The organism is Affinibrenneria salicis (assembly GCF_008710095.1).
Genome location: NZ_VYKJ01000019.1, coordinates 1 through 24,253 on the forward strand (window position 1 = coordinate 1; position 24,253 = coordinate 24,253).

Sequence of the window (24,253 nt, forward strand, 5' to 3'; positions counted from 1 at the left end):
CGCTTTCGAGCAGTAACGCTACAGCCCTGCGCTTGAACTCTGGGGTATATTGTTGTCTCGTCATAGTGACCTCGCTTTCGTTGACTGATTTGAAAACAAGGTGGGCGCTAAATCAAGGACAGATCAGATCTTGCCTGCAAAGAGTGGACACAACGTTAAGAGAGTAAAATGGTCAACAAGGGCAACCATGACTCAGACAAAATCGATGGCGCAGACGCCCGTAATGAATATGACCCGGAGTTTCGTCAGCAGGCGCTGACTTTCTCGGAATCGTATCGTCGTGGCCAACGCCGCCCGGGGCGTGCAGCGAGAAAAGCGGGCAGCCTAAATCTATCGGGATACTCCTTCTCTTGACGCTACCGGGCGGCAGTTGGTGGCGCGTGGCGCGCTAAAAATGGCGCGCTGGTGACGGAATAACGCGCATGGGCGGAGGATGCGCCACGATCGCGAAAGTCTTTATTTTTATGATGTTATCAGCTTGTTATAAGGATTTCGGGCGGGCATTCCGCATGATAAATGGTGCCGCGATGACGATGCCTGTGCGGACAGTTTTTCCACAATCTGAGGGCGGGAGGGGATGACCGACCTACAGAGAGCGCTTCACCAGGCAGGAGGCGATGAAATCGACGGTATTCGAAAATATTGAGATTGATTACAATCGTCACCGGCGACAAGCGCCAGCGGTGGATTAAACGCGGTACAGTTTGAAAAAACAATTTCATTTTAAGCTGCCTCCACCGTTGCCGGATAAGATCAAAGGGAGGTATTGTGGCAGTAAGAGATATTATAGAAGTACCCGATGAACGTTTACGCGTAACCTATTCTCATGTCGAAAACATTAACGCGGTACAGCGTTTAATCGAGGACATGCAAGACACGCTCTATGCGACGGATAATGGCATCGGTCTTGCCGCTCCACAGATTGGCTACAAAGATGCAGTGATAATCATCGACATTTCTGAGCAAAGAGATCGGCCGCTTATTATGGTCAACCCTAAGATCATTCTCACCGAAGGAGAAATTAACAGCGAAGAGGGATGCCTGTCTGTTCCGGATATTTATGCGCAAGTCAAACGCTATAAGAAAGTAAGAGTGAAGGCATTAGATCGGGATGGAAAAGAGATTTTCATAGAAGATGATGGTTATTTGGCTATTGTTATGCAACACGAAATAGATCATCTTCACGGGAAAATATTTATTGACTACTTATCTTCGCTAAAATATCAAATGGCTATAAAAAAACTCAAAAAAAGCAGACGATTAAATAAATGATTCGTACCCAGAATAATTCAGTTTGCGGGAAGGCGGTGACGCAGCGACAGATTCGTCAGCAACGAATTTGTTCAGCCAACGTCAGATCTTCGGTGAGAGACAGGATGTCTCTCATTCATTCCCGGCAGCCTACATCAGTAATTGACCGGGGCGAGTGACAAATCTGCCGGGAGCTGAGTTGAACGCCGCGGGCGGCGCCCCTGCAAGGGCGAATCCCATTAATGGAGCGAGTAGTAAAGCCAACGCACCTGCAGCTTGAAGTATAAAAGCTACCTCTGGTTTAATAATAAAAAACAATTATGAGTAGTAAATATTCATGATTTTTATTTCTCCGATTCATCAGGAGAAATACCGGATGAGCGTTGGCGATGCGGATTCAGTAAAAGGATGTTCAAAGGCAGCGGTGAAAAGCAGAAGTATCAGTATTTTTTGCCTGGCCGAAATTTTCGTTCATTGGAAGTTGTTGTGGCTATGATCAGCAAATCAGCAAATCAGCAAATCAGCAGATTGCAGGCTGATTATTGCCAGTTACCGACAGGCAGCGGAGTTGGCGCCCGCGTTATTCGTACATTCGCCGGCATGCGGCGCTTTGTTGTCTTTTGCTGCCCGCTGGCGCGGAGCGGCGGACCCGCTCCGCGCGCAGGGAAGGGCGCAAGTCAGAAATCCCAGTCGTCGTCTTCGGTGCTCACCGCTTTGCCAATGACATAGGATGAGCCTGAGCCGGAAAAGAAGTCGTGGTTTTCGTCGGCGTTGGGGGACAGCGCCGCCAGGATCGCCGGATTGACGTCGGTCATGCTGGAGGGAAACAGCGCTTCATAACCCAGATTCATCAGCGCTTTATTGGCGTTATAGTGCAGGAATTTTTTGACGTCCTCGGTCCAGCCCACGCCGTCGTACAGCTCTTCGGTGTAAAGGATCTCGTTGTCGTACAGATCCTGCAGCAGTTCATAGGCGAAGTCTTTTATCTCCTGCTGACGTGCCGGCGCCTGGCGCGCCAGTCCCTGCTGGAACTTGTAGCCGATATAATAGCCGTGTACCGCTTCATCGCGGATAATCAACCGGATCAGATCGGCGGTGTTGGTCAGCCGCGCGCGGCTCGACCAGTACATCGGCAGATAAAAACCGGAATAGAACAGGAACGATTCGAGAAACACGCTGGCGATTTTCTTTTTCAGCGCATCGCCGGCGTGGTAGTGGGAAAGAATAATCGCGGCCTTCTTCTGCAGGGCCGCATTTTCCTCGCTCCAGCGATAGGCGTCATCCACTTCGCTGGTCAGACACAGCGTGGAAAAGATCGAACTGTACGAGCGCGCGTGCACCGCTTCCATAAAGCTGATATTGGAGAGAACCGCCTCTTCGTGAGGCGTGACCGCATCCGGGATTAACGTCGGGGCGCCCAGCGTGTTCTGGATGGTATCGAGCAGGGTGAGGCCGGTAAATACCCGGATGGTCAGCTGCCGCTCGCTGGCGTTCAGCGTACTCCACGACGGAATATCGTTGGACAGCGGAACCTTTTCCGGCAGCCAGAAGTTGGCGGTCAGACGGTTCCAGACCTCAAGGTCCTTTTCATCCTCGATCTTATTCCAGTTAATGGCATGTACGCGTTGTACAGGCGTTAACGATGTCATAACGTTTATTCCTTACGGGTAATGGCTTACAGCGTACAGGATACGCAGCCCTGAACTTCCGTACCTTCCAGCGCCATCTGACGTATACGGATGTAATAAATGGTTTTGATGCCTTTTTTCCACGCGTAAATCTGCGCCTTGTTGATATCGCGCGTGGTGGCCGTATCGCGAAAGAACAGCGTCAGCGACAGTCCCTGGTCGACATGCTGAGTCGCGGCGGCGTAGGTATCGATAATTTTTTCCGGACCGATCTCATAGGCGTCCTGGTAATACTCCAGATTGTCGTTGGTCATATAAGGCGCCGGATAATACACCCGACCAATCTTGCCCTCTTTACGGATCTCAATGCGCGCCACGATCGGATGGATGCTGGAGGTGGAGTGATTGATATAGGAGATCGACCCCGTCGGCGGCACGGCCTGCAGGTTCTGGTTATACAATCCGTGCGTCATGACCGATTCGCGCAGCGCCGCCCACTCCTGAGGTCCGGGAAGGGTAATGCCGGCCTGCGCGAAGAGTTCGCGTACCCGCTCCGTTTTCGGCTGCCAGCTCTGTTCGATATATTTGCTGAAATACTCGCCGCTTGCGTAGTGCGAATCCTCAAAGCCCTTAAAGCGCTGGCCCAGTTCGATAGCCAGCTGGTTTGAGGCGCGCAGCGCATGCCAGTTGACGGTATAGAAGTAGATGTTGGTAAAGTCGATGGCTTCTTCCGAGCCATAAAAAATGCGCTCTTTCGCCAGGTAACCGTGCAGGTTCATCTGGCCCAGCCCGATCGCATGCGATTCGTCGTTGCCTTTGGCGATCGACGGCACGGAGCCAATATGGCTCATGCGCGATACGGCAGTCAGCGCCCGTACGGCGATATCCACCGATTTACCGAAATCGGGCGAGGCCATGGTTTTGGCGATATTGAGCGACCCCAGGTTACAGGAAATGTCTTTGCCGACGCGGCTATACCCCAGATCGTCGTCATAGTCGCTGGCCGTGTTCACCTGCAGGATCTCGGAACACAGGTTGCTCATATTGATGCGCCCTTTGATCGGGTTGGCGCGATTGACGGTATCCTCGAACATCATGTACGGATAGCCGGACTCGAACTGGATTTCGGCGATAATCTGGAAAAATTCGCGCGCCCTGATGTGCGACTTGCGGATGCGCTTGTCGTTTACCATCTCATGGTATTTTTCGGTGATGCTGATTTCCGACATCGGCACGCCGTAAACCTGTTGGACGTCATAGGGCGAAAACAGGTACATCATCTGGTTGTTCTTCGCCAGCTGGAAAGTGATGTCGGGGATGACGATGCCCAGCGACAGCGTTTTGATGCGAATCTTCTCATCGGCGTTTTCGCGCTTAGTGTCGAGGAAGCGCAAAATATCCGGATGATGGGCGTTGAGATAGACCGCTCCGGCTCCCTGACGGGCGCCCAACTGGTTGGCGTAGGAAAAAGCGTCCTCCAGCATCTTCATGATGGGGATAATGCCGGAAGATTGATTTTCGATACGCTTAATGGGCGCGCCGGCCTCGCGGATATTGGTCAGCATAAAGGCCACGCCGCCGCCGCGTTTGGAAAGCTGCAGCGCCGAGTTAATGGAGCGGCCGATCGACTCCATATTGTCTTCAATGCGCAGCAGGAAGCAGGAGACCAGTTCGCCGCGCTGTTTTTTGCCGCAGTTAAGGAACGTGGGGGTAGCGGGCTGGAAACGTCCGCTGATGATTTCGTCCACCAGCTCGCGCGCCAGCGTCGTATTGCCCTCCGCCAGCGTCAGCGCCACCATGCACACGCGATCTTCGTAGCGCTCCAGGTAGCGTTTGCCGTCGAAGGTCTTCAGCGTGTAGCTGGTGTAATACTTAAACGCGCCGAGAAAGCTCTGGAAGCGAAATTTATGGCTGTAGGCCTGCTGAAACAGGCTCTTGATAAAGCTGAACGCGTACTGATTCAGAACCTGCTCTTCGTAATAACCTTCTTCCACCAGATAGCGCAGCTTTTCGGCCAGATTATGGAAGAACACCGTATTCTGGTTAACGTGCTGCAGGAAGTAGCGGCGCGCCGCCAGCCTGTCCTGATCGAACTGAATGTTGCCGTCAGCGTCGTACAGGTTGAGCATGGCGTTAAGCGCATGGTAATCCAGCTCGGTGCCGGCTGGTTTAGCGATCATGGATTCTGTTGTAGCCAAAATTCGGTTACTCCCTTGCGGACATTGGCAACGTCTTGCGCCGTCCCCAGCAGCTCGAAACGGTACAGGTAAGGCACCTGACACTTGCTGGCGATGATGTCTCCGGCGATGCAGTACGCTGCGCCAAAATTTATATTGCCTGCGGCAATCACGCCGCGCAGATGCCGGCGATTGTCTGGATCGTTAAGAAATTGGATCACCTGGCGCGGCACCGCCCCTTTGGCCGAGCCGCCGCCGTAGCTGGGCACGACCAGAATATAGGGCACATCGACCTTCAGCGCCTGGGTCGCGTCAATCGGAATACGCCGCGCCGGCAACCCCAGTCTGGCGATAAAGCGATGCGTGTTTTCCGACTGACTGGAAAAATAGACCAGCGGGTTCATACGGATTGCCGGTTACGCCAGCAGAGCCTGGCTGAGGGCGCTGATCTTATCGGGACGGAAACCGCTCCAGTGTTCGTCGGCGGTCATGACGACCGGCACCTGCTGATAGCCCAGATCCCGTATCTGCTGTAATGCCTGCTGATCTTCCGTTAAATCAACCAGCTGATAATCGATGCCTTTTCTGTCCAGCGCGCGGCAGGTGGCATTACATTGAACGCAGTCTGGTTTGGTAAAAATAGTAATACGCATGATTCGTATTTACCTTGTGGTATGAAAAAATTCTGTCGAACCGGCCATGCCGCTCAGGCATTACGCATGGACGCTCCCCCGCAACGGTCAGTCAGCAGACCGTTCATAGATACTAGATGTTGGGTGTTTTTATTGCAACCATACAATATATGGGATTAATGGCAATCGTTATACCAAATGAGCGTGAAAAAAACGCGGCGGCGATAAACAGGAATAACGCCGCCGTGATGGCAGGCGGCGCATGGCGGGGACAAGCCGTGACCCGTGCGGGCGTTGAGCCGTATGGACTGTATCGGCGGGCCGGACATCACCACCGGGGGAAGAACGTCAGGGTTGCCAGACCAGCAGGCCCAGCGAGTTGCGCGCAAGCGCTTCGCATTTTTTCGGCGTGGGAATCGCGATATCGCGCAGATCGCGATAGCTATCTTCCTGCAGCGCTTGCATATCGTAGCTATTGTAATTGGTAAGGTCCCAGCGATTCTGCTGAGCGAACGAAGCTAACGCCTGACGGATTCTGGCGTCCGGCAGTTCGCGGTAGCCGCAGTCCGCTTTCAGATAGATAAATACCGCGGTGAGATCGGCGAGATCGTCCGCCTCCATCTCGCTCAACGCCCGAGTGGGGAGAGAGACGCTCAGCAGGCTAAGCAAAAAAAGTGCCAGCGCAGATTGTTTCATGGTTAAACCTGACCTATTGATCATCAGCAGACGTTAACACAGTTGTCCGCCGGGCGACCAGGATTTATTCCCGACCGGTTATTTTGCAGGCGATCCGCCCATCAACAAAAATAGTGACATAGCGTTATTAATTTGCATAATAATATAGAAGTGATAACAATTATCATTTATATCCTGAGTCATTCATGCTTGTTGCAGGCACGCCGCTGGCGGCGGCCTACGGATTGGTCGGACAACAAAGCCAACGCGCCTGCAGCCCGAAGTCTGACGGGTATATTCCTCTGGGGGATTTATGCTAAGAAAATCATTAACGTGTAGTCTGCTTTTTTCCGCGATCACGCTGGCCGGCGCGGCCCATGCCGCCGGGGAAGTGAATATTTATTCATATCGCCAGCCCTACCTGATTGAACCGATGCTGAAGGCCTTTAGCGAGCAGAGCGGCATCAAAACCAACGTCATCTACGCCGATAAAGGGCTGGTGGAGCGCCTGAAACGGGAAGGGGCGCTTAGTCCGGCCGACGTGGTGCTGACCGTGGACATTCATCGTGTGATGGAGGTGGTGGATGCTTCGTTGGCGCAGCCGCTGCAGGACGGCATGCTGGAGCAGCGCATTCCCGCCCAGTATCGTGATTCCCAGGGGCGCTGGTTCGGTCTGACTCTGCGCGCCCGCGCGGTCTATTCCGCCAAAGCGCGCAACGGCAAGCTGCCCGCTTCGTTTGATTACATCGATCTGGCCGATGTGAAATATAAAGGCCGCATCTGTACGCGTTCGTTTAAGAACGACTACAACGTGTCGTTGACCGCCGCGCTTCTCGCCCATCATGGCGAAGAGAAAACCCGCGCATGGCTGCAGGGACTGAAGGCCAATCTGGCGCAAAAACCGCAGGGCGGCGATCGCGATCAAATTAAAGCGGTCGCCGAAGGCGTCTGCGATCTGGCGCTGGGCAACAGTTATTACCTGGGCAGGATGCTGGCGGACGAAAAACAGCGCCCCACCGCGCAGGCGGTTGAGATGAATTTCCCCGGCCAGGAATCGCTGGGTACGCACGTCAACATCAGCGGCGTCGTGTTGGCTAAACATGCGCCCAATCGCGACAATGCGATCAAACTGATCCAGTTCCTGAGCGACGATCCGGCCCAGCAGATGTATGCCGAAGTCAATAGCGAATATCCGGTAAAACCCGGCGTGCAGCGTTCAGCCGTCGTGGCGTCATGGGGCGAATTCAAAGCGGATACGCTGCCGCTGGAAAAGGTCGCTGAAAACTATCAACAGGCGCTGAAACTGATCGACGAAGTGAAGTTCGATCTGTAAACCGGCGTTGATTTCATACGTACGCCATTGCGGTCCGATCCGGCGCGGGCAGGTTGTCTGCGCCGGATCGGGCGGCGCGGCGCGCGGCCGTTAAGGCTTGCCCAGAGAGGCGCTCAGGATGATGCGAACGGGAAACCGGGCATGGCGTATCAGCAGTTGGTTTCTGGCCGGGTTGCTGCTGTCGCCGATCGCGACGCTTTTTTATCAGTCGGTTTTTGCGGACGGCGATAGTTTTACCCATCTGTGGCGGACGGTGTTGCCGACCTATATCGGCAACTCGCTGTTGCTGGTGCTGGGAACCGTCGGCTTGAGTCTGCTGCTGGCGCTGCCGGCCGCGTGGCTGATGGCGATGTACCGTTTTCCCGGTCAGGCCGGCTTACGCTGGGCGCTGTGCCTGCCGCTGGCGATGCCGCCCTGGCTGGTGGCCTATATTTATACCGATCTGCTGGACTACGCCGGTCCGGTTCAGCAGTGGCTGCGCGCGCTCGCCGGCTGGCGGAGCGCGTCCGATTACTGGTTCTTTCCGCTGCGTTCTTTGCCCGGCGCCTGTCTGATGCTGGCGTTGGTGCTCTATCCCTATATCTATCTGCTCGCCCGCACGGCGCTGCTGGAGCAGGCCGGCAATCTGACTCACAGCGCCCGCCTGCTCAACCACTCCGCGCCGCGCGCGTTCTGGCGCATTTCCCTGCCTCTGGCCCGGCCGGCGATCGTTGCCGGCGCGGCGCTGGTGGCGATGGAAACCCTGGGCGATTTTGGCACCGTATCCTATTTCGCCGTGCCGACTCTGACTACGGCGGTGTTCGATATTTGGCTCGGTTACGGCGATTTGGGCGCGGCGGCGCGGGTTTCGGGGTTAATGCTGCTGCTGATTTTTTTGTTTATCGTGGTGGAGCGCTATAGTCGCCGGCGTCAGCGGATGTATCAGAAAACCATGGGGCAGGAGCGGGAGCCGGCTCCGCGTTTACGCGGCCTGCGCGGCGCGCTGGCGCAGGGCTACTGCTGGGGGCTGGTGCTGATTGCCATCGGCATCCCGCTATATCGGCTGGCGGTCTGGAGCGCGCGCTATTTTTCCGCCTCCTGGAGCGATGCCTTTGTGCAATACAGCCGCAACAGCCTGACCGTTGCGGCGCTGGCGGCGCTGGCGACGCTGCTGGTGACCCTGCTGCTGATTTTTCATCATCGCTTGTCCGGCGGCGCGGCGGCCAGGATCCCGCTGCGGCTGGCCAGCAGCGGTTACGCCATACCGGGAACGATACTGGCGATCGGCATCCTTATTCCCTTCAGCGTCGCCGATCAGCTAATCAATGCGCTGGCCCGCTGGCTGGCGCTGCCCTCGCCGGGTCTGCTGCTGTCTGGATCGCTGGTGGCGCTGGTGGCGGCCTGCTGCGTGCGCTTCAGCGCCATGATGATCGGCAGCCTGGAAAGCAGCATGGCGAAGATATCGCCCTCGCTGGATATGGCCAGCCGCACGCTGGGCTGTTCGCCCGGCGCAATGCTGTGGCGGGTGCATCTGCCGTTACTGCGGCGCGGCGTACTGACCGGCACCTTGCTGGTGTTTATTGAAAGTATGAAAGAGCTGAATGCCGCGTTGCTGTTACGGCCATTTAATTTTGAAACCCTGGCGACCCATGTTTTCACCTTCACCTCGGATGAGCAGTTGGAACTGGCGGCGCTGCCGGCGATGATGCTGGTTCTGGTCGGGTTATTCCCGGTTATCTGGCTGAATCGGGCGCTGGAAAAGAAAGGATAACACGGTGAGCGTAACGGATATTCTGGCAATCGACGGGCTAACCTGCCGCTACGGACGGATGCCGGTTCTGGATAATCTGTCCCTGACGGCGCGGGACAACGAAATTATTTGTCTGCTGGGCGCCAGCGGCTGCGGAAAAACCACCCTGTTGAAAGCGGTGGCGGGGCTGCAGCCGGTTGAGCGGGGCACGATCGCGCTGGCCGGGCGCATGGTGCAGCAGGCGCGCTATAGCCTGGCGCCGGAGCGGCGCGGAGTGGGCATGATTTTTCAGGATTATGCGTTGTTCCCGCATCTGACCGTCGCAGGCAATATCGCTTTTGGCCTGAGCGACCGCTCGTCATCGGCGGTGAGCGCGGTTTTGCGGCGCATGCTGGCGCTGGTGCAGTTGGACGGACTGGCCGACCGCTATCCGCACGAACTGTCCGGCGGCCAGCAGCAGCGGGTGGCGATCGCCCGGGCGCTGGCTTGCGAACCGAAGCTGCTGCTGCTGGACGAGCCCTTCTCCAATATCGACAGCCAGGTGCGCTATAGCCTGATTAGCGCGCTGCGCCAAATCCTTAAGCGCCAGCAGGTGGCGGCGCTGTTCGTTACGCATAACAAAGAGGAGGCTTTCGCCTTCGCCGATCGGCTGGCGGTGATGGACAACGGGCGCATTGTGCAGATTGGCAGCCCGGCCGGGCTGTACCGTCAGCCAGAGAACCGTTTTGTCGCCGATTTTCTGGGCAACAGTAATTACCTGCGCGCCACTATCGTCAGCGAGCGGCGCTGGACAACGGCGCTGGGTGAACACGTTAGCGCGCAGCCGCACGGTCAACCGGCCGGCGCGCAGTGCGACTGGCTCGTTCGTCCGCAGGATATTACGCTGGTCGGCGATGACGGCGCCGGGCATGGGGTTATCGAAGATCGTCTGTTTATGGGAACCAGTAATCGATACCGTATCGGACTGGCCGACGGCTGGCTGGACGTACAGAGCGATGGCTGGCTTGAGCCGGGGCAGCGGGTGCGCTTAAGCGTCGCGGCGCGACAGCCGGTATTTTTCGCGTCTCATACCGGCTGACGCCGCGTGGCGTTACAGTCCCGCCGGACGGGGGACCTCGATATACTCGCCATTGATGTTGCGCTTATAGTAAGCCCCGTCTTTGACGTAGAAGCGCTCGCCATTCAGATCCATCACCGACATCTGGCCCGGCGGCGTATCGTGGCTGGCCTGCGGCGGCTCGACCACCACATAGCGATCGTTTTGCCGCTGATAAAAGATGCCGTTCAGCACATAGTAGGTCAGCCCGGCGACCAGCACGGTTTCGACGCCCGGCGGCAGTATGTTGAAGGCCGCGCCCGGCGCCGGAGCGAACCAGCGGCCGCCGTCGGGGCCTGGACCCCAGTCCGGACCGTGCGGCCCGCCCGGGCCCGGATGGGCGAATGTCGCGGCGGGTATTAGCAGGCTGGTGAGTAACAGCCACGTGAGAGGTTTTTTCATACCGTTATCCTCCTTATCCTGCAACAGCGTTGCGACGCAGCATGACGGCGATCATGGCTGTTTAGTATCGGGCGATTCATTACGCGACGGCGCCGGCGGCAGCTCGCGCACCATCACTTTGACCTCGTAATTTTTACCGTTGCCTTTCGGCGCATTGGCGACCAGTTTATTTAAGGCTTCATCCGGCTGTTGCGTCTGCAGAGAGGCCTCATACAGCGGAGGCGGCGGCGGCAGGAAAATGCCTGGGCCATGCGCGAAGGGGCCGCCAGGCAACTGCGGCAGATGTTGTTCGCGCGGCGCATTGCCGGGCGTCGCTTCCGGCGCAGCCTGCGCCCATAACGCCGTTCCGGCGGCGCCCAGCGCGGTCAGCAGCGCCAGCGTGCCGGACAATGTACTGATTTTCTTCATAACGGATACCTCGCAGTGAGACTTCAGTGCCTATCAAAGCCTCATGCGCCGATCGCCGCAACGCGTTTTACGCAACTTTATCCCTCTATAACGCAATATTGTCGTCTGATTTACAATTGATGTAATTCGCTGCGCCAGATGTCTTTTGGTTTCACTGCGCCGCTGATCGACGACGAAAAGCGCGTTTGCCCCGGCAGGGAATGATCCACCCGGCAGCACTTTCTTGCTATACTCCGCAACCCTGGACGATGTTCCACCGGCGTATTCCTGCGCAGGTATTGCGTATGGGTGCGGGAACGGATTTTTCAATGGGCTAGAGCGATGATGAAACATACAGTAGAAGTCCTGATCTCCGAACAGGAAATCAAGGCTCGCATTGCCGAACTGGGGCAGCAAATCAGCGAGCACTATCGCGACAGCGGCAGTGAAATGGTGCTGGTCGGTTTATTACGCGGTTCTTTTATCTTTATGGCCGATCTGTGCCGGACCCTCGAGGTGTCGCATGAAGTGGATTTTATGACGGCTTCCAGTTACGGCAGCGGCATGAGCACCACTCGCGACGTGAAGATCCTAAAAGATCTGGACGAAGATATTCGCGGTAAAGACGTTTTGATTGTGGAAGACATAATCGATTCGGGGAATACGCTAAGCAAGGTACGCGAGATCCTGAGCCTGCGCGAACCAAAATCGCTGGCTATCTGCACCCTGCTGGATAAGCCGGAGCGGCGCGAAGTGGACGTCACAGTGGAGTGGGTCGGTTTTTCCATTCCGGACGAGTTCGTCGTCGGCTACGGCATTGATTATGCCCAGCGCTATCGTCACCTGCCGTTTGTCGGCAAGGTGGTGGAACAGAAGTAATCGTTCGGCGCTCAGCGCGACGTCCGTACCCGAAGGAATGGACGTCGCCGGCGCGGCGAGCGCTTAACGCAGCGAAGAGATGGCGCGACGATAGCGCTGCTCCAGCGTTTCGCGGCTGGTGGCGGTTACTTCAAGATCGCGCAGACGGCCATCCTGAATGCCGTACACCCAGCCGTGGATCATCACTTTTTGCCCGCGTTTCCAGGCGGACTGAACAATGGTTGAATGACCCAGATTGTAAACCTGTTCGATCACGTTGATCTCACTGAGTCTGTTGAAGCGTTGTTCGGGCGGCAGCTCGCCCAGTAGCGAACTATGCTTATACCAAAGATCGCGAATATGCAGCAGCCAGTTGTTAATCAATCCCAGCTCGGGATTCTCCACCGCCGCCTGTACGCCGCCGCAACCATAGTGGCCGCAGATAATAATGTGCTCGACTTCAAGCACTTCAACGGCATATTGCACCACGGACAGACAATTTAGATCGGTATGGATGACCAGGTTGGCGACGTTGCGGTGCACGAACAGTTCGCCGGGTTCCAGACTGGTGAGGCTTTCGGCCGGCACGCGGCTGTCGGAACAGCCAATCCACAAAAAGCGCGGGCGTTGCGCCTGCGCCAGCCGTTCAAAAAAACCGGGATCTTCCTCCACCATCGTTTTTGACCAACGCTGGTTATTGGCGATTAGGGCTTCGATATTTTTCATGAAGGTAAATGACCTGTAACAAACGAAGAGCAGTGAGAGGTAATATAGGTCAAACATCGACGTTTTAAAATCGAAACTGTGAATTCATTAACAACAAGGCAACCCTTTTCTTATGACATATGCACTGGAACTGTCGCAGCTGACTAAAACTTATCCAGGAGGAGTTCAGGCGCTGCGCGGGATCGATTTAGCCGTGGAAGCCGGCGATTTTTATGCGCTGTTGGGCCCCAATGGCGCCGGTAAATCGACGACGATCGGCATCATCAGCTCTCTGGTCAATAAATCATCGGGTAAGGTGCGGGTATTTGGTTATGATATCGATCGCGACGTGGTTAACGCCAAACGGCAGCTCGGTCTGGTGCCGCAGGAGTTTAACTTCAACCCGTTCGAAACGGTCCAGCAGATTGTGGTTAACCAGGCCGGTTACTATGGCGTAAAACGTTCGCTGGCGCTGCAGCGCGCGGAAAAATATCTGAGTCAGCTCGAACTGTGGGAAAAACGCGGCGAACGGGCGCGTATGTTGTCGGGAGGGATGAAGCGTCGGCTGATGATTGCGCGCGCGCTGATGCACGAGCCGAGCCTGCTGATTCTGGATGAACCGACGGCCGGAGTGGATATTGAGCTGCGCCGCTCAATGTGGGGTTTTCTCAAGCAGCTGAATGCGCAGGGCACCACCATTATTCTTACCACTCACTATCTGGAAGAGGCGGAGATGCTGTGCCGCAATATCGGCATTATTCAGCACGGGCGACTGGTGGAAAACACCTCGATGAAACAGCTGTTGTCTCAGTTGAAATCGGAAACGTTCATCCTCGATCTGGCGCCGAAAAGCCCGCTGCCGCGGCTGGAAGGTTATCCCAACCGCCTGCTGGATACCTCAACGCTGGAGGTGGAAGTCATGCGCGAACAGGGGTTGAATGGCGTATTCAGCCAGCTTAGCGCGCAGGGCGTGCAGATCCTGAGTATGCGCAATAAAGCTAACCGTCTGGAAGAGCTGTTCGTCTCGCTGGTCAGCGAGAAGGGAGAAAAAGCATGATGCAATTATATTGGGTGGCGCTGCAGAGTATCTGGATGCGCGAAATCAACCGTTTTGGCCGAATCTGGGTGCAGACGCTGGTCCCGCCGGTTATTACCATGACGCTGTATTTCATTATTTTCGGCAATCTGATCGGCAGCCGGATTGGCGAGATGCATGGGTTTGACTATATGCAGTTTATTGTTCCGGGCCTGATCATGATGTCGGTGATCACTAATGCCTACGCCAACGTCGCGTCATCCTTTTTCAGCGCTAAATTTCAGCGCAATATCGAAGAATTGCTGGTGGCGCCGGTGCCGGCGCACGTGGTGATCGCCGGCTATGTCGGCGGCGGCGTGGCGCGCGGGGTGTGTGTGGGTATTCTGGTAACGGCGGTGTCGCTGTTTTTCGTACCGTTTCACGTGCACGCCTGGTGGGCGGTGGTGGTGACGCTGTTGCTGACGGCGATGCTGTTTTCGCTGGCCGGTCTGCTGAACGCCATCTTTGCCAAAACTTTTGACGATATCAGCCTGATCCCGACTTTCGTTCTGACGCCGTTAACCTATCTGGGCGGGGTGTTTTACTCGCTGACGCTGCTGTCGCCGTTCTGGCAGTCGGTGTCGAAGCTGAATCCGGTGGTGTATATGATTAGCGGGTTCCGTTACGGTTTTCTCGGCGTGAACGATGTTCCGCTGGCGTTTACCATGGCGGTGCTGGCGGGCTTTATCGTGGCGTTTTATGGGCTGTCATGGTGGCTGCTGGCGCGCGGTCACGGCCTGCGCGGTTAATCTGAGGTTGATAACGCCGGCTGGCAACGGGGGGAGCGTCGATAACGGATGGATGGTAAAGACGCGGCAAGTCCCTCTCTGGTTGCCCGGTACGGACGCGCCAGTCCGGGCAACCCGGCGCGGAATGGTTTCTTTTCCCGCCGTCGTCCATTTTCCCCCGTCTGCCGGGTGAAAATGGACGGTTGCGAGCGGATTATGCGGTTAACCCGATTTGCTGGTTATCGATCAGCCGTGTTTTGCCCAGCCAGGCGGCCATCAGGATCACGGCCCGCGTACTGTCGGTCGTCAGCGGCTGCAGCGTGGCGGCATCGCGGATAAACAGCGCGTCCGGTTCGAAGCCGGCGGCGCGCAGAGACGCCTGCGCCTGCTCCAGCAACGTATCCGTCTGTCGTTCTCCCTGATTCAGCTTTGCCGCCACGTCATTCATAATCTTCGGCAGTTGCGGCGCCAGACGGCGCTCTTCCTCGCTCAGGTTGCCGTTGCGCGAGCTCAGCGCCAGACCGTCCCCGGCGCGCACTGTGGGGATGCCGACGATACTAATGTCATAGCCCATATCGTCCACCATCTTGCGGATCAGCATCAGTTGCTGATAATCCTTCTCGCCGAAGCAGGCGATGTCCGGCTGCACCAGATTGAACAGTTTGCTGACCACCGTGGCGACGCCGCGGAAATGGCCCGGCCGGCTGGCGCCTTCCAGAATATCGGACAGCTGAGGCACTTCAACGAAGGTTTGCTGCGCCAGCCCCGCCGGATAGATCGCCTGCGCCGACGGCGCGAACACCAGATCGACGCCGCGCCGGGTGAGCTTCTCGCAGTCTTCCTGCAGCGTGCGCGGGTAGCGCACCAGATCATCTTGACGGTCAAACTGCAGCGGGTTGACGAAAATGCTCACAATGACGATATCGGCCCGCGCTCTGGCTTCATCCACCAGCGTCATGTGACCATCGTGCAGATTGCCCATGGTGGGCACCAGCGCGATGCGTTTACCTTCCTGCCGCCAGCGACGGATTTCACGGCGTAACAGTAAAGGGGTTTCAATGATCAGCACAGCCTTTCTCCTGCATTACTGAAAAGAATGTTCGGCGGCAGGGTAAAGACCCTGCTCAACTTCCTGAATATAAAGACGTATGGCCGCGCGGATATCGCCCGCCTGGGCGAGGAAATTTTTGGCGAATTTCGGCGTTTTTTCGCCGGTGATGCCGAGCGCATCGTGCATGACCAGAATCTGGCCGTCGGTGCTCATACCTGCGCCGATGCCGATGACCGGGATCGACAGCGCCTCGGTGACGCGCTCGGCCAGCGCGACCGGCACACACTCCAGAACCATCAGTTGGGCGCCGGCCTGTTCCAGCGCCAGCGCGTCTTCCAGCAGGCGGTTGGCGGCCACTTCATCGCGTCCCTGTACTTTATAGCCGCCGAAGATATTTACCGACTGTGGCGTCAGGCCCAGATGACCGCAGACCGGGACGGCGCGCTCGGTAAGCATCTGCACGGTGGGAACCAGCCATTTTCCGCCTTCCACTTTGACCATGTTGGCGCCGGCGCGCATCAGCGTCGCCGCCTGCAGGCAGCCCTGTTCCGGAGTGGCGCAGCTCATAAAGGGCATATCGGCCAGCAGCAGGCAGTGCGGCGCGGCGCGGCGTACGCAGCGGGTATGGTAGGCAATGTCTTCCACCGTGACCGGCAGCGTGGAATCATGGCCCTGCATCGCCATGCCCAGAGAGTCGCCGACCAGCATGACCTGAATCCCCTGTTCGGCGAACAGACGGGCGAAGCTGGCGTCATAAGCGGTAAGGGTGGCGAATTTACGCTTTTCCTGCTTCCACTGGCGTAAATGAGCTATCGTTGTCACTTTCATACAACCTTCCTGAGTTGGGGTGGGTGGCAATCGCGGGGGAACATTCTAATGGATGCGGGCAGAGAGCGATAGCGTCCAGATCTTGTCTGGGAACATCGGAGGCGATTAACCGGGTTGGGCGTGATCCCAGAGCGTCAGGCCGTTCACCTCGACGAGCTTCAGCCGTTCGCTAAGGCGTTCGCCGTCCGGGAACACCAGATCGGGCGCGATTTCGGCCAGCGGATAGAGCATGAACTCGCGGTTTTTCATGTCGTAGTGCGGTATGGTCAGACGCGGCGTCCGAATCACCTGCTGATCGAACAGCAGAATATCCAGATCCAGGGTTCGCGGCCCCCAGCGATGCGCTTTACGCTCCCGGCCGTGTTCCAGTTCGATCGCCTGGGTATGGTCGAGCAAGCGTTCCGGCTCCAGCGCGCAGTCCAGCGCCACTACCGCATTCAGGTAGTCGGGCTGGTCCTGCGGCCCGAGCGGGCGGCTGCGGTAGAACGAAGAACAGCGGGACAGGCGAGTCTGCGGCAACGTTTCCAGCGCGTTCAGCGCGGATCGCACCTGCTGCAGCGGCTGCGCCAGATTACTGCCTAACGCCAGGTAAACGCGCGCCATCAGGCATTTTCCCGCCGGGGGGCGCGGCGCGGCGGACGGCGCTGACGACGACGCGGCGACGGACCTTCATCGTCGAGGGATTTCAGCATCACCTGCTGGCGCGGCGGCGCGGCGACCTGGAACTCGCCCCACCACTGCGTCAGGCGCTGTAGTTCGGCATGATGTTCGATCTCGGCGCGCAGAGCCAGCAGGTCATAAGCGGCGCGGAATTTGGGGTGTTCCATCAGCTTATAGGCGCGTTTGCCGTAGCGGCGCGGCAGGCGCTGCTGTAGTTGCCAGATATCGCGCACCAGGCTGGTGATGCGTTTGGGAATGGCCAGCGAGCGGCACTGCTCGTCCAGAATATCGTTCATGGCCAGCGCAAAGGCGTCGAAATAGGTGAGACCGCCCTCCTGCGCCAGTTTTTGCGCGTGCTCCACCAGCGGATACCACAGCATGGCGGAGAACAGAAACGCCGGATTGACCCGCATATCGTTTTGCAGACGGCGATCGGTATTTTTCAGCACGGTCGCCACCATGCGCTCCAGGTGGCTGTCGCCGCCGTCGGTGAAATAGCGGCTGATCAGCGGGAATAACGGCTGGAACAGCTGGTATTCGCACAGCAGACGCCAGGTCGGGTAGCCGTGGCCGGCCTGCAGCAGCTTGAGCGACTCTTCAAACAGACGTGCGGCCGGGATTTCATGCAGCAGCGCGGCAAGACGCGGGATTGGCTCGGCGCTTTCCGGGCTAATGGTCATATTCAGTTTGGCGGCGAAGCGCACGGCGCGCAGCATGCGCACGGGATCTTCGCGGTAACGCGTTTCCGGATCGCCAATCAGGCGAATAACGCCCTGACGCAAATCGTTCAGGCCGCCCGTATAATCGCGTACGGTAAAATCGGCAATGCTGTAGTACAGGCTATTGATTGAAAAGTCGCGCCTTTGGGCGTCCTCTTCAATCGAGCCGAAGATATTGTCGCGCAGCAGCATGCCGTTTTGCGCCTGCTGAGCGGCATTTTTGTTGTTGTCGGCCTGCTGTTCCTGGTGCTGCTCGTGGTGACCGCGGAAGGTCGCGACCTCAATGACTTCCGGCCCGAACATGATGTGGGCCAGGCGGAAGCGGCGGCCGACCAGGCGGCAGTTGCGGAACAGTTTGCGTACCTGATCCGGCGTGGCATTGGTGGTGATGTCAAAGTCTTTTGGCTTTTTGCCAAGCAACAGATCCCGCACGCCGCCGCCGACCAGATAAGCCTCATAGCCCGCTTTACTCAGGCGATAAAGTACTTTCAGAGCATTTTCACTGATGTCTTTACGTGAAATATTGTGTTGATCGCGCGGAATCACGGTCATTGTTTGACGGGGCTCCTGAGGACTGACGTTTTCAGTCTCGCGATTCAGTACCTTACGGCAAAAATTGGCTACTCGGGTAAAGATAGTACACCTCGGTCTTGATGGTTAAACAAGAGACAACAAAAAACAGCGGCTAATCATAGCTCACGATCCCCGCTTTGAGAATGCCGGGAGTGAAGATGTTGCCAGGTTATCGGCCGTTAATGGCACTCGCTCCAGCGACCAGTGCGCCACGGCTTCGTCTAATAATGCGCTCAGCGGCAGATCGCGCCACGTTTGCGCGACCGGTTGGTTGAGGAATCGCAGCGCGCGGATCAGCACCGGTCGGGGATCGCCGTCCGGCAGGGGCGGGGCATGATTTTGTTTGGATAATTTGTCGCCAGCGCTATTCAGCGCCAGCGGCAGATGAATATAATCCGGCTCCCGCCAACCCAGATGACGATACAGGGATATCTGGCGCACCGTCGGTTCGATCAGATCCGCGCCGCGCACCACTTCGCTCACGCCCTGATGGCGATCGTCGACCACCACCGCCAGATTGTAGGCGAACAGGCCGTCGCGCCGGTGAATAATAAAGTCTTCGCCGGCGAGGTGCGGATCCGCATCGATATCGCCGCGCAGCCGATCGTGGAAGCGCAGCACCGGCGCGCGCTGCTGCAGGCGCAGCGCGGCCTGACGGGCGGGGCGGCGTAGGGTGCGGCAGTAGCCGTCGTAATAGCCGCCGATTTGCCGGATGCGGCGCCGGGTACAGGTGCAGTAATAGGCCATCCCCTGGACCTTTAACCACTCCAATGCGGCGCGATAGGCGTCGTAGCGCTGCGACTGATAGAGTACCGGTCCATCCCAGTGCAGTCCGTAATGTTCCAACTGGAGCAGGATACGGTCGGCGGCGCCGGGCACTTCACGCGGCGGATCGATATCTTCGATTCTGACCAGCCAGCGACCCCGACGGGCGCGCGCCTGCAAAAAACTGCCCAGCGCAGCAATTAACGAACCGAAGTGTAAGTCACCGGAAGGAGAGGGGGCAAAGCGCCCGATGTAAGGGTCAGAGTCAGACATAGCGGTCATGCGGGCCGGTTTTTGGCTGCGCAGGCAGTGTGAGCGCACCAGCGGCAATATACTCAATAGGTTCAGGATGCAGGAACATGGCGCGCCCAGTAGAACCCCGGCGGTAAATGAATAAGCGACAAGGGACGTGGGGATAAGGCCGCCAGCGCGACTGTAACCTGAAAGATAACGAGCTAAGCGGGAATTGCTTCCCGCCTGGCCCGATTCAGATTTATCCGGCCATCTGTTTTTCGCGGATTTCCGCCAGCGTTTTACAGTCGATGCACAGATCGGCTGTCGGGCGGGCTTCCAGACGGCGGATGCCGATTTCCACGCCACAGGAGTCACAGAAACCGAAGTCTCCGTCTTCAATCTTCTGCAGCGTTTTTTCGATCTTTTTGATCAGTTTGCGCTCACGATCGCGGTTACGCAGTTCCAGGCTGAATTCTTCCTCCTGGGCGGCACGGTCCACCGGATCAGGGAAATTGGCTGCTTCATCTTGCATATGCGAGACGGTACGGTCCACTTCATCCCTGAGCTGATTGCGCCATGCACCAAGAATACGCCGGAAATGGGCGAGCTGAGCGTCGTTCATGTACTCTTCGCCCGGCTTTTCCTGGTATGGCTCCACTCCGGCAATTGCGAGAATGCTCAGAGAGGATGTCTTACGGTTTTGCCCTTCTTGCATGTTGCTTCTCCTACATAACACGCACCATCGATCCCCAGCGGGGGAAAAAACAGGCCGCTATAAATAGCAGATGGGACTAAGGTTGGCAATGATTCCTGACACCGGCCTGTTAAGGGTGTGAGGAACGACGTATTATGATCAGGGTATAAACAAAGCGTTAACCCCTTCTTGCCCTGCCGATCACGTTATCACTAACGGTAGCGGTTCCTGTAGACCCATTCCTTCCGGGCTTATATGGGCCCGATAACACAAAATTTCAACCCCCTGAGCGCGAATGCCAGAGATTAATTCGGCGTAGTGCCGGTCAATATGGCGCGCTGGCGCGACTTGTTCAATGCCGCTGTGCAGTACGGCAAAAAACAGCACGGCGCGTTTGCCCGCGGCGGCGATAGCCTGCAGCTCGCGCAGATGTTTTTGCCCGCGCAGCGTCACGGCATCAGGGAAATAACCACACCCTTGTTGCAATAATGTGACAGATTTTACTTCAATATAGCAGTCAACCCGTTCGTCCGCCTGTAATAACCAGTCAATCCGGCTGCTTTCCACGCCGTATTTCACTTCCCCGCTCAGTTTAGTGTAACCGGATAATTCCGCGATGAGTTTTTCCTCTATGGCCTCCCGTACCAGGGCGTTGGCCCGTAAGGTATTTACGCAAATCCAGTCGCCGTCCTGGGTGCAGGTCAGCTCCCAGCTGTGAGGGTACTTGCGTTTCGGGTTGTCTGAGGTGGAATACCAGACGGTGTCGCCCGGCGTGGCGCAGCCGGTCATCGCGCCGGTATTGGCGCAGTGGATGGTCAGCGTTTCGCCTTCGGGGGTGACGACGTCGGCCAGGAAACGTTTGTAGCGTTTGAGCAACCGGGCGCGACGCAGCGATGGAGTATAGTGCATAAAAACCTGCTTATCTCAGGGGGCCGGCGCAAGCGGCCAGCTTTCCAGCAACTGATAACGGGTGCGGCCGTTTTCATACAGCGACTGATAAAGGGAAAAATGATCCGCCGGGAACGACCAGTGAAACCCGGCGGGCGGAATAGCCACCGGTCGGATGGCCGAGCGCAGCAGCGTGACGTGGGGATGAAAAGGCTGCGGACTCTGGTAGCAGCCGTGACGCGCCGCCTGGGCGCGCAGCAGTTCGGCCAGCTGCAGCAGCCCGCGCGGCGCGCGGCGGCAGCCGAGCCATACCACGCCAGGGCGCAGCCACTGACCGGCGTCGTCCAGCCGCAGGGTAAAGCCTGCCTGGCGTATGCGCCCGGCGCGCCGGCGCAGTGTCTGTTCGGTGCTGGCGCTGGCTTCGCCCAAAAAGGCCAGCGTCAGATGCAGCCGGGCGGCGACGATCGGCCGCCCGGCGTCGGGCGGGAAGCTGTCGGCTCGCCACTGTACGATCTGTCTCTGGATCGGCGCGGGCAACGCAAGGGCAAAAAACAGGCGACGGGTAGATGACATGAGGATCTCTCTGTTCTGGTTCCCGCCGATGCTACAATGCCGGCCGCCAAAAGTTAACTTTTACGGAGCATGCTGTGATTTTACCGCCGATCGATGCCGTCGTGGACGAGGTGATAACCGCGCTGAACCGCGCCCCGCAGGTGCTGCTGCACGCGCCGACCGGCGCGGGGAAATCGACCTGGCTGCCTTTACAGCTGCTGCGGCGCGGCGGATTGAACGGCCGTATTATTATGCTGGAGCCGCGGCGCCTGGCGGCGAAAAATGTGGCGTGGCGGCTGGCGCAGTGGCTGGGCGAAGAGCCCGGTCAGACCGTCGGCTACCGGATGCGCGCCGAACAGCGTAGCGGTCCCGCGACCCGGCTGGAGGTGGTCACGGAAGGGATTTTGACCCGCATGCTGCAGCAGGACGCCGCGCTGGAAGGCGTCGCGCTGGTGGTGCTGGATGAATTCCACGAACGCAGCCTGCAGGCGGATCTGGCCCTCGCGCTGTTGCTGGATGTGCAGCAGGGGCTGCGCGACGATTTGAAACTGTTGATCATGTCGGCCACGCTGGATAACGATCGGCTGGCCGCGCTGTTGCCGCAGGCTCGGCAGGTGGTGTCGGCCGGACGCGCTTTTCCGGTGGTGCGCGACTATCAGCCGCTGAGCGGTCATGAACGGCTGGAAGAGGGCGTGGCGCGTCAGGTCAGGCGTTTACTGGCCGAACAGGCAGGATCGCTGCTGTTGTTTTTACCCGGCGTGGCGGAAATTAAACGTACGGCGGCGCTGCTGGCCGGCACGGTGAGCGGCGATGTGGATCTGTGTCCGTTGTACGGCGCGCTGACGCTGGCTGAACAACAGCGGGCGATACAGCCGGCGCCGGCCGGCCGTCGCAAGGTGGTGCTGGCGACCAATATCGCGGAAACCAGCCTGACCATCGAGGGCATCCGGCTGGTGGTGGACAGCGGGCTGGAACGGGTCGCCCGTTTCGATATCAAAAGCGGGCTGACGCGGCTGGAGACGCAGCGCATCAGTCAGGCCGCCATGACCCAGCGCGCCGGCCGCGCCGGGCGACTGAGCGAGGGCTTGTGCTGGCATCTCTGTTCGCGCGAACAGGCCGAACGCGCCGCCGCGCAGAGCGAGCCGGAGATCGTCAACAGCGAACTGAGCGCGCTGTGGCTGGAGTTATTGCAGTGGGGATGCGCCGATGTAACGCAGTTATGCTGGCTCGATCGACCGCCGGAGGGCGCGCTGGCGGCGGCGCGTCGTCTGCTGCATCAGTTGGGAATTACCGACCGGCAACACCGGCTGACGGACATGGGGCGCGCCGCGGCGCGGCTGGGCTGCGAGCCGCGTCTGGCGGTGATGCTGTGCCAGGCCGCCGGGCAACGGGACGCCGACGCGCTGGCTACCGCGGGCCGGCTGGCCGCCATGCTTGAAGAGCCGCCCCGACAGGGTAGCCTCAATCTGCGCGACTGGCTGGATCGCCCCCTGCCGCACTGGCAGAAACGGGCTCAGCAACTGACGCGCCGTCTGGGCGGGAACGGCGGACGGGTCGATGATGCGCTGGCGCCGCGGTTGCTGGCGTTGGCTTTTCCCGACCGTATCGCCCGTCGGCGCGATCGGGACGGCTGCTATCAACTGGCGAACGGTCTGGGCGCCGCCATGCCGCCGGACGAGGCGCTGGCGGCCACCGAATGGCTGCTGGCGCCGTCGCTGCTGCATAGCGGCGGGCGGGCCGACGCGCGCATTCTGTTGGCGCTGCCGCTGGATATCGACGATCTGATCCGGCATTTGCCGCAGCTGGCGACGCAGCAGGACAGCGTGCTGTGGGACGACGACACCGGGACGCTGCGCGCCAGCCGGCGCCGGCAGATTGGCTGTCTGACGCTGCGCGCTCAGCCGCTCAATCGCCCCTCGGACGACGAGCTGCAGCAGGCGATGCTGAACTGGATCCGGGAGCAGGGGCTGACGGTATTAAATTGGGACGGCGCTGCGCAACAGCTGCGTAACCGGCTATACTGCGCGCGCCGCTGGCTGCCGGAGGTCGACTGGCCGGCGGTCGACGATGAGGCGCTGCTGGCCTGTGCGGAACAGTGGCTGCTGCCGTCGCTGGCCGGCGTGCGCTCCCGGCGCGCTTTGCAGCAGATCAATCTGCAGGAGGCGCTGCTGCGTCTGCTGGACTGGCCGCTGCGCCAGCGGCTGGATAGCGCTTTGCCCAGCCATTACACTGTGCCGGGCGGCAGCCGCCTGGCGATTCGCTACGACGGCGAGCGGCCGCCGGTGCTGGCGGTGCGCATGCAGGAGATGTTCGGCGAACGGCAAAGCCCGCAGCTGGCCGAAGGGCGCGTGGCGCTGGTGCTGGAACTGCTGTCGCCCGCGCAGCGGCCGTTGCAGATCACGGCCGATCTGGCCGGATTCTGGCAGGGAGCGTATCGTGACGTCCAGAAAGAGATGAAGGGGCGTTATCCAAAGCATGTCTGGCCTGACGATCCCGCGCAGGCGGCGCCGACGCGACGCACGCGTAAGTATCAAAATCGATAATTCGGATGTTTCTTCTTTCGTAACCGAGGCGGGAGAAACAGAGTAGGCGGCCTGAGTGTTGAGCCGGCGG

General features: G+C 58.4%; 24 protein-coding genes. 8 read left to right on the top strand and 16 right to left on the bottom strand.

Translation table 11 applies throughout. The features are described from left to right. The first annotated feature begins 768 nt into the window (after positions 1 to 768). The gene (gene def / locus FJU30_RS24110; protein ID WP_150437510.1) at positions 769 to 1,272 is read left to right on the top strand and encodes a peptide deformylase; all 504 of its coding nucleotides are present in this window, start codon (positions 769 to 771) and stop codon (positions 1,270 to 1,272) included. Positions 1,273 to 1,928: 656 nt separating this feature from the next. Here the strand turns inward: def and nrdF are convergent. The 5 genes from nrdF to FJU30_RS24135 all read right to left on the bottom strand — a co-directional run bounded on the left by nrdF (position 1,929) and on the right by FJU30_RS24135 (position 6,384). After that, a complete protein-coding gene (gene nrdF / locus FJU30_RS24115; protein WP_150437511.1) occupies positions 1,929 to 2,900 on the bottom strand; it encodes a class 1b ribonucleoside-diphosphate reductase subunit beta in 972 nt (323 codons plus the stop codon). A gap of 26 nt (positions 2,901 to 2,926) precedes the next feature. Continuing rightward, on the bottom strand, positions 2,927 to 5,077 hold the full coding sequence (nrdE, locus tag FJU30_RS24120) for a class 1b ribonucleoside-diphosphate reductase subunit alpha (protein ID WP_395858841.1): 2,151 nt from the start codon (positions 5,075 to 5,077) through the stop codon (positions 2,927 to 2,929). Next, complete coding sequence (gene nrdI, locus FJU30_RS24125; RefSeq protein ID WP_150437512.1) at positions 5,056 to 5,460, bottom strand: class Ib ribonucleoside-diphosphate reductase assembly flavoprotein NrdI; 405 nt, start codon at positions 5,458 to 5,460, stop codon at positions 5,056 to 5,058. Before nrdI ends, nrdE begins: the two co-directional genes overlap by 22 nt. 12 nt (positions 5,461 to 5,472) lie before the next feature. Beyond that, a complete protein-coding gene (gene nrdH / locus FJU30_RS24130; RefSeq protein ID WP_150437513.1) occupies positions 5,473 to 5,709 on the bottom strand; it encodes a glutaredoxin-like protein NrdH in 237 nt (78 codons plus the stop codon). A gap of 327 nt (positions 5,710 to 6,036) precedes the next feature. Beyond that, a complete protein-coding gene (locus FJU30_RS24135; RefSeq protein WP_150437514.1) occupies positions 6,037 to 6,384 on the bottom strand; it encodes a YacC family pilotin-like protein in 348 nt (115 codons plus the stop codon). Positions 6,385 to 6,676: 292 nt separating this feature from the next. Here FJU30_RS24135 and FJU30_RS24140 point away from each other — a divergent pair, with 292 nt between their 5' ends. From FJU30_RS24140 to FJU30_RS24150, 3 genes are all read left to right on the top strand, one after another. Continuing rightward, positions 6,677 to 7,696 carry a Fe(3+) ABC transporter substrate-binding protein gene (locus FJU30_RS24140; protein WP_150437515.1) on the top strand — a complete coding sequence of 340 codons (1,020 nt, stop codon included), beginning with the start codon at positions 6,677 to 6,679 and terminating at the stop codon, positions 7,694 to 7,696. A gap of 118 nt (positions 7,697 to 7,814) precedes the next feature. Continuing rightward, positions 7,815 to 9,446 carry an ABC transporter permease gene (locus FJU30_RS24145; protein ID WP_223881693.1) on the top strand — a complete coding sequence of 544 codons (1,632 nt, stop codon included), beginning with the start codon at positions 7,815 to 7,817 and terminating at the stop codon, positions 9,444 to 9,446. A gap of 4 nt (positions 9,447 to 9,450) precedes the next feature. After that, positions 9,451 to 10,503, top strand: a complete 1,053-nt coding sequence (locus FJU30_RS24150; protein WP_223881694.1) for an ABC transporter ATP-binding protein — start codon at positions 9,451 to 9,453, stop codon at positions 10,501 to 10,503. Between the two features lie 12 nt (positions 10,504 to 10,515). Here the strand turns inward: FJU30_RS24150 and FJU30_RS24155 are convergent, their stop codons facing one another. Beyond that, positions 10,516 to 10,923 (bottom strand): DUF6515 family protein, encoded by a 408-nt coding sequence (locus FJU30_RS24155; RefSeq protein ID WP_150437516.1) that lies wholly within the window; start codon positions 10,921 to 10,923, stop codon positions 10,516 to 10,518. Positions 10,924 to 10,974: 51 nt separating this feature from the next. Next, positions 10,975 to 11,331: a hypothetical protein gene (locus tag FJU30_RS24160; RefSeq protein ID WP_150437517.1), complete on the bottom strand. Its 357-nt coding sequence runs from the start codon at positions 11,329 to 11,331 to the stop codon at positions 10,975 to 10,977. A 324-nt stretch (positions 11,332 to 11,655) separates the two neighbouring features. On the opposite strand from FJU30_RS24160, the gene hpt reads away from it, so the two are divergent. Beyond that, complete coding sequence (gene hpt, locus FJU30_RS24165; RefSeq protein ID WP_150437574.1) at positions 11,656 to 12,189, top strand: hypoxanthine phosphoribosyltransferase; 534 nt, start codon at positions 11,656 to 11,658, stop codon at positions 12,187 to 12,189. A gap of 63 nt (positions 12,190 to 12,252) precedes the next feature. Here the strand turns inward: hpt and can are convergent, their stop codons facing one another. Further along, positions 12,253 to 12,894 (bottom strand): carbonate dehydratase, encoded by a 642-nt coding sequence (gene can, locus FJU30_RS24170; RefSeq protein ID WP_150437518.1) that lies wholly within the window; start codon positions 12,892 to 12,894, stop codon positions 12,253 to 12,255. 112 nt (positions 12,895 to 13,006) lie between these two features. Between can and FJU30_RS24175 the strand changes: the two genes are divergently transcribed. Next, complete coding sequence (locus FJU30_RS24175; RefSeq protein ID WP_150437519.1) at positions 13,007 to 13,930, top strand: ABC transporter ATP-binding protein; 924 nt, start codon at positions 13,007 to 13,009, stop codon at positions 13,928 to 13,930. Continuing rightward, complete coding sequence (locus FJU30_RS24180; RefSeq protein ID WP_191091687.1) at positions 13,930 to 14,697, top strand: ABC transporter permease; 768 nt, start codon at positions 13,930 to 13,932, stop codon at positions 14,695 to 14,697. Before FJU30_RS24175 ends, FJU30_RS24180 begins: the two co-directional genes overlap by 1 nt. A gap of 193 nt (positions 14,698 to 14,890) precedes the next feature. Here the strand turns inward: FJU30_RS24180 and panC are convergent, their stop codons facing one another. The 8 genes from panC to thpR all read right to left on the bottom strand — a co-directional run bounded on the left by panC (position 14,891) and on the right by thpR (position 21,661). Continuing rightward, positions 14,891 to 15,745 carry a pantoate--beta-alanine ligase gene (gene panC / locus FJU30_RS24185; protein WP_150437521.1) on the bottom strand — a complete coding sequence of 285 codons (855 nt, stop codon included), beginning with the start codon at positions 15,743 to 15,745 and terminating at the stop codon, positions 14,891 to 14,893. A 15-nt stretch (positions 15,746 to 15,760) separates the two neighbouring features. Continuing rightward, on the bottom strand, positions 15,761 to 16,555 hold the full coding sequence (gene panB / locus FJU30_RS24190) for a 3-methyl-2-oxobutanoate hydroxymethyltransferase (protein WP_150437522.1): 795 nt from the start codon (positions 16,553 to 16,555) through the stop codon (positions 15,761 to 15,763). Positions 16,556 to 16,660: 105 nt separating this feature from the next. Next, positions 16,661 to 17,158, bottom strand: a complete 498-nt coding sequence (gene folK / locus FJU30_RS24195; RefSeq protein WP_150437523.1) for a 2-amino-4-hydroxy-6-hydroxymethyldihydropteridine diphosphokinase — start codon at positions 17,156 to 17,158, stop codon at positions 16,661 to 16,663. After that, a complete protein-coding gene (gene pcnB, locus FJU30_RS24200) occupies positions 17,158 to 18,570 on the bottom strand; it encodes a polynucleotide adenylyltransferase PcnB (RefSeq protein ID WP_150437524.1) in 1,413 nt (470 codons plus the stop codon). The genes folK and pcnB overlap by 1 nt, the downstream gene beginning before the upstream one ends. Before the next feature lie 60 nt (positions 18,571 to 18,630). Beyond that, positions 18,631 to 19,545, bottom strand: a complete 915-nt coding sequence (gene gluQRS / locus FJU30_RS24205; RefSeq protein ID WP_150437525.1) for a tRNA glutamyl-Q(34) synthetase GluQRS — start codon at positions 19,543 to 19,545, stop codon at positions 18,631 to 18,633. Between the two features lie 220 nt (positions 19,546 to 19,765). Further along, entirely contained in the window at positions 19,766 to 20,221 is a 456-nt protein-coding gene (dksA, locus tag FJU30_RS24210) for an RNA polymerase-binding protein DksA (RefSeq protein WP_150437526.1), read from the bottom strand. Positions 20,222 to 20,401: 180 nt separating this feature from the next. Continuing rightward, positions 20,402 to 21,109 (bottom strand): DNA/RNA nuclease SfsA, encoded by a 708-nt coding sequence (sfsA, locus tag FJU30_RS24215; protein WP_150437527.1) that lies wholly within the window; start codon positions 21,107 to 21,109, stop codon positions 20,402 to 20,404. A gap of 15 nt (positions 21,110 to 21,124) precedes the next feature. Further along, a complete protein-coding gene (gene thpR, locus FJU30_RS24220) occupies positions 21,125 to 21,661 on the bottom strand; it encodes an RNA 2',3'-cyclic phosphodiesterase (protein WP_150437528.1) in 537 nt (178 codons plus the stop codon). A 74-nt stretch (positions 21,662 to 21,735) separates the two neighbouring features. On the opposite strand from thpR, the gene hrpB reads away from it, so the two are divergent. Further along, on the top strand, positions 21,736 to 24,183 hold the full coding sequence (gene hrpB / locus FJU30_RS24225) for an ATP-dependent helicase HrpB (protein ID WP_150437529.1): 2,448 nt from the start codon (positions 21,736 to 21,738) through the stop codon (positions 24,181 to 24,183). The last annotated feature ends 70 nt before the right edge of the window (positions 24,184 to 24,253 follow it).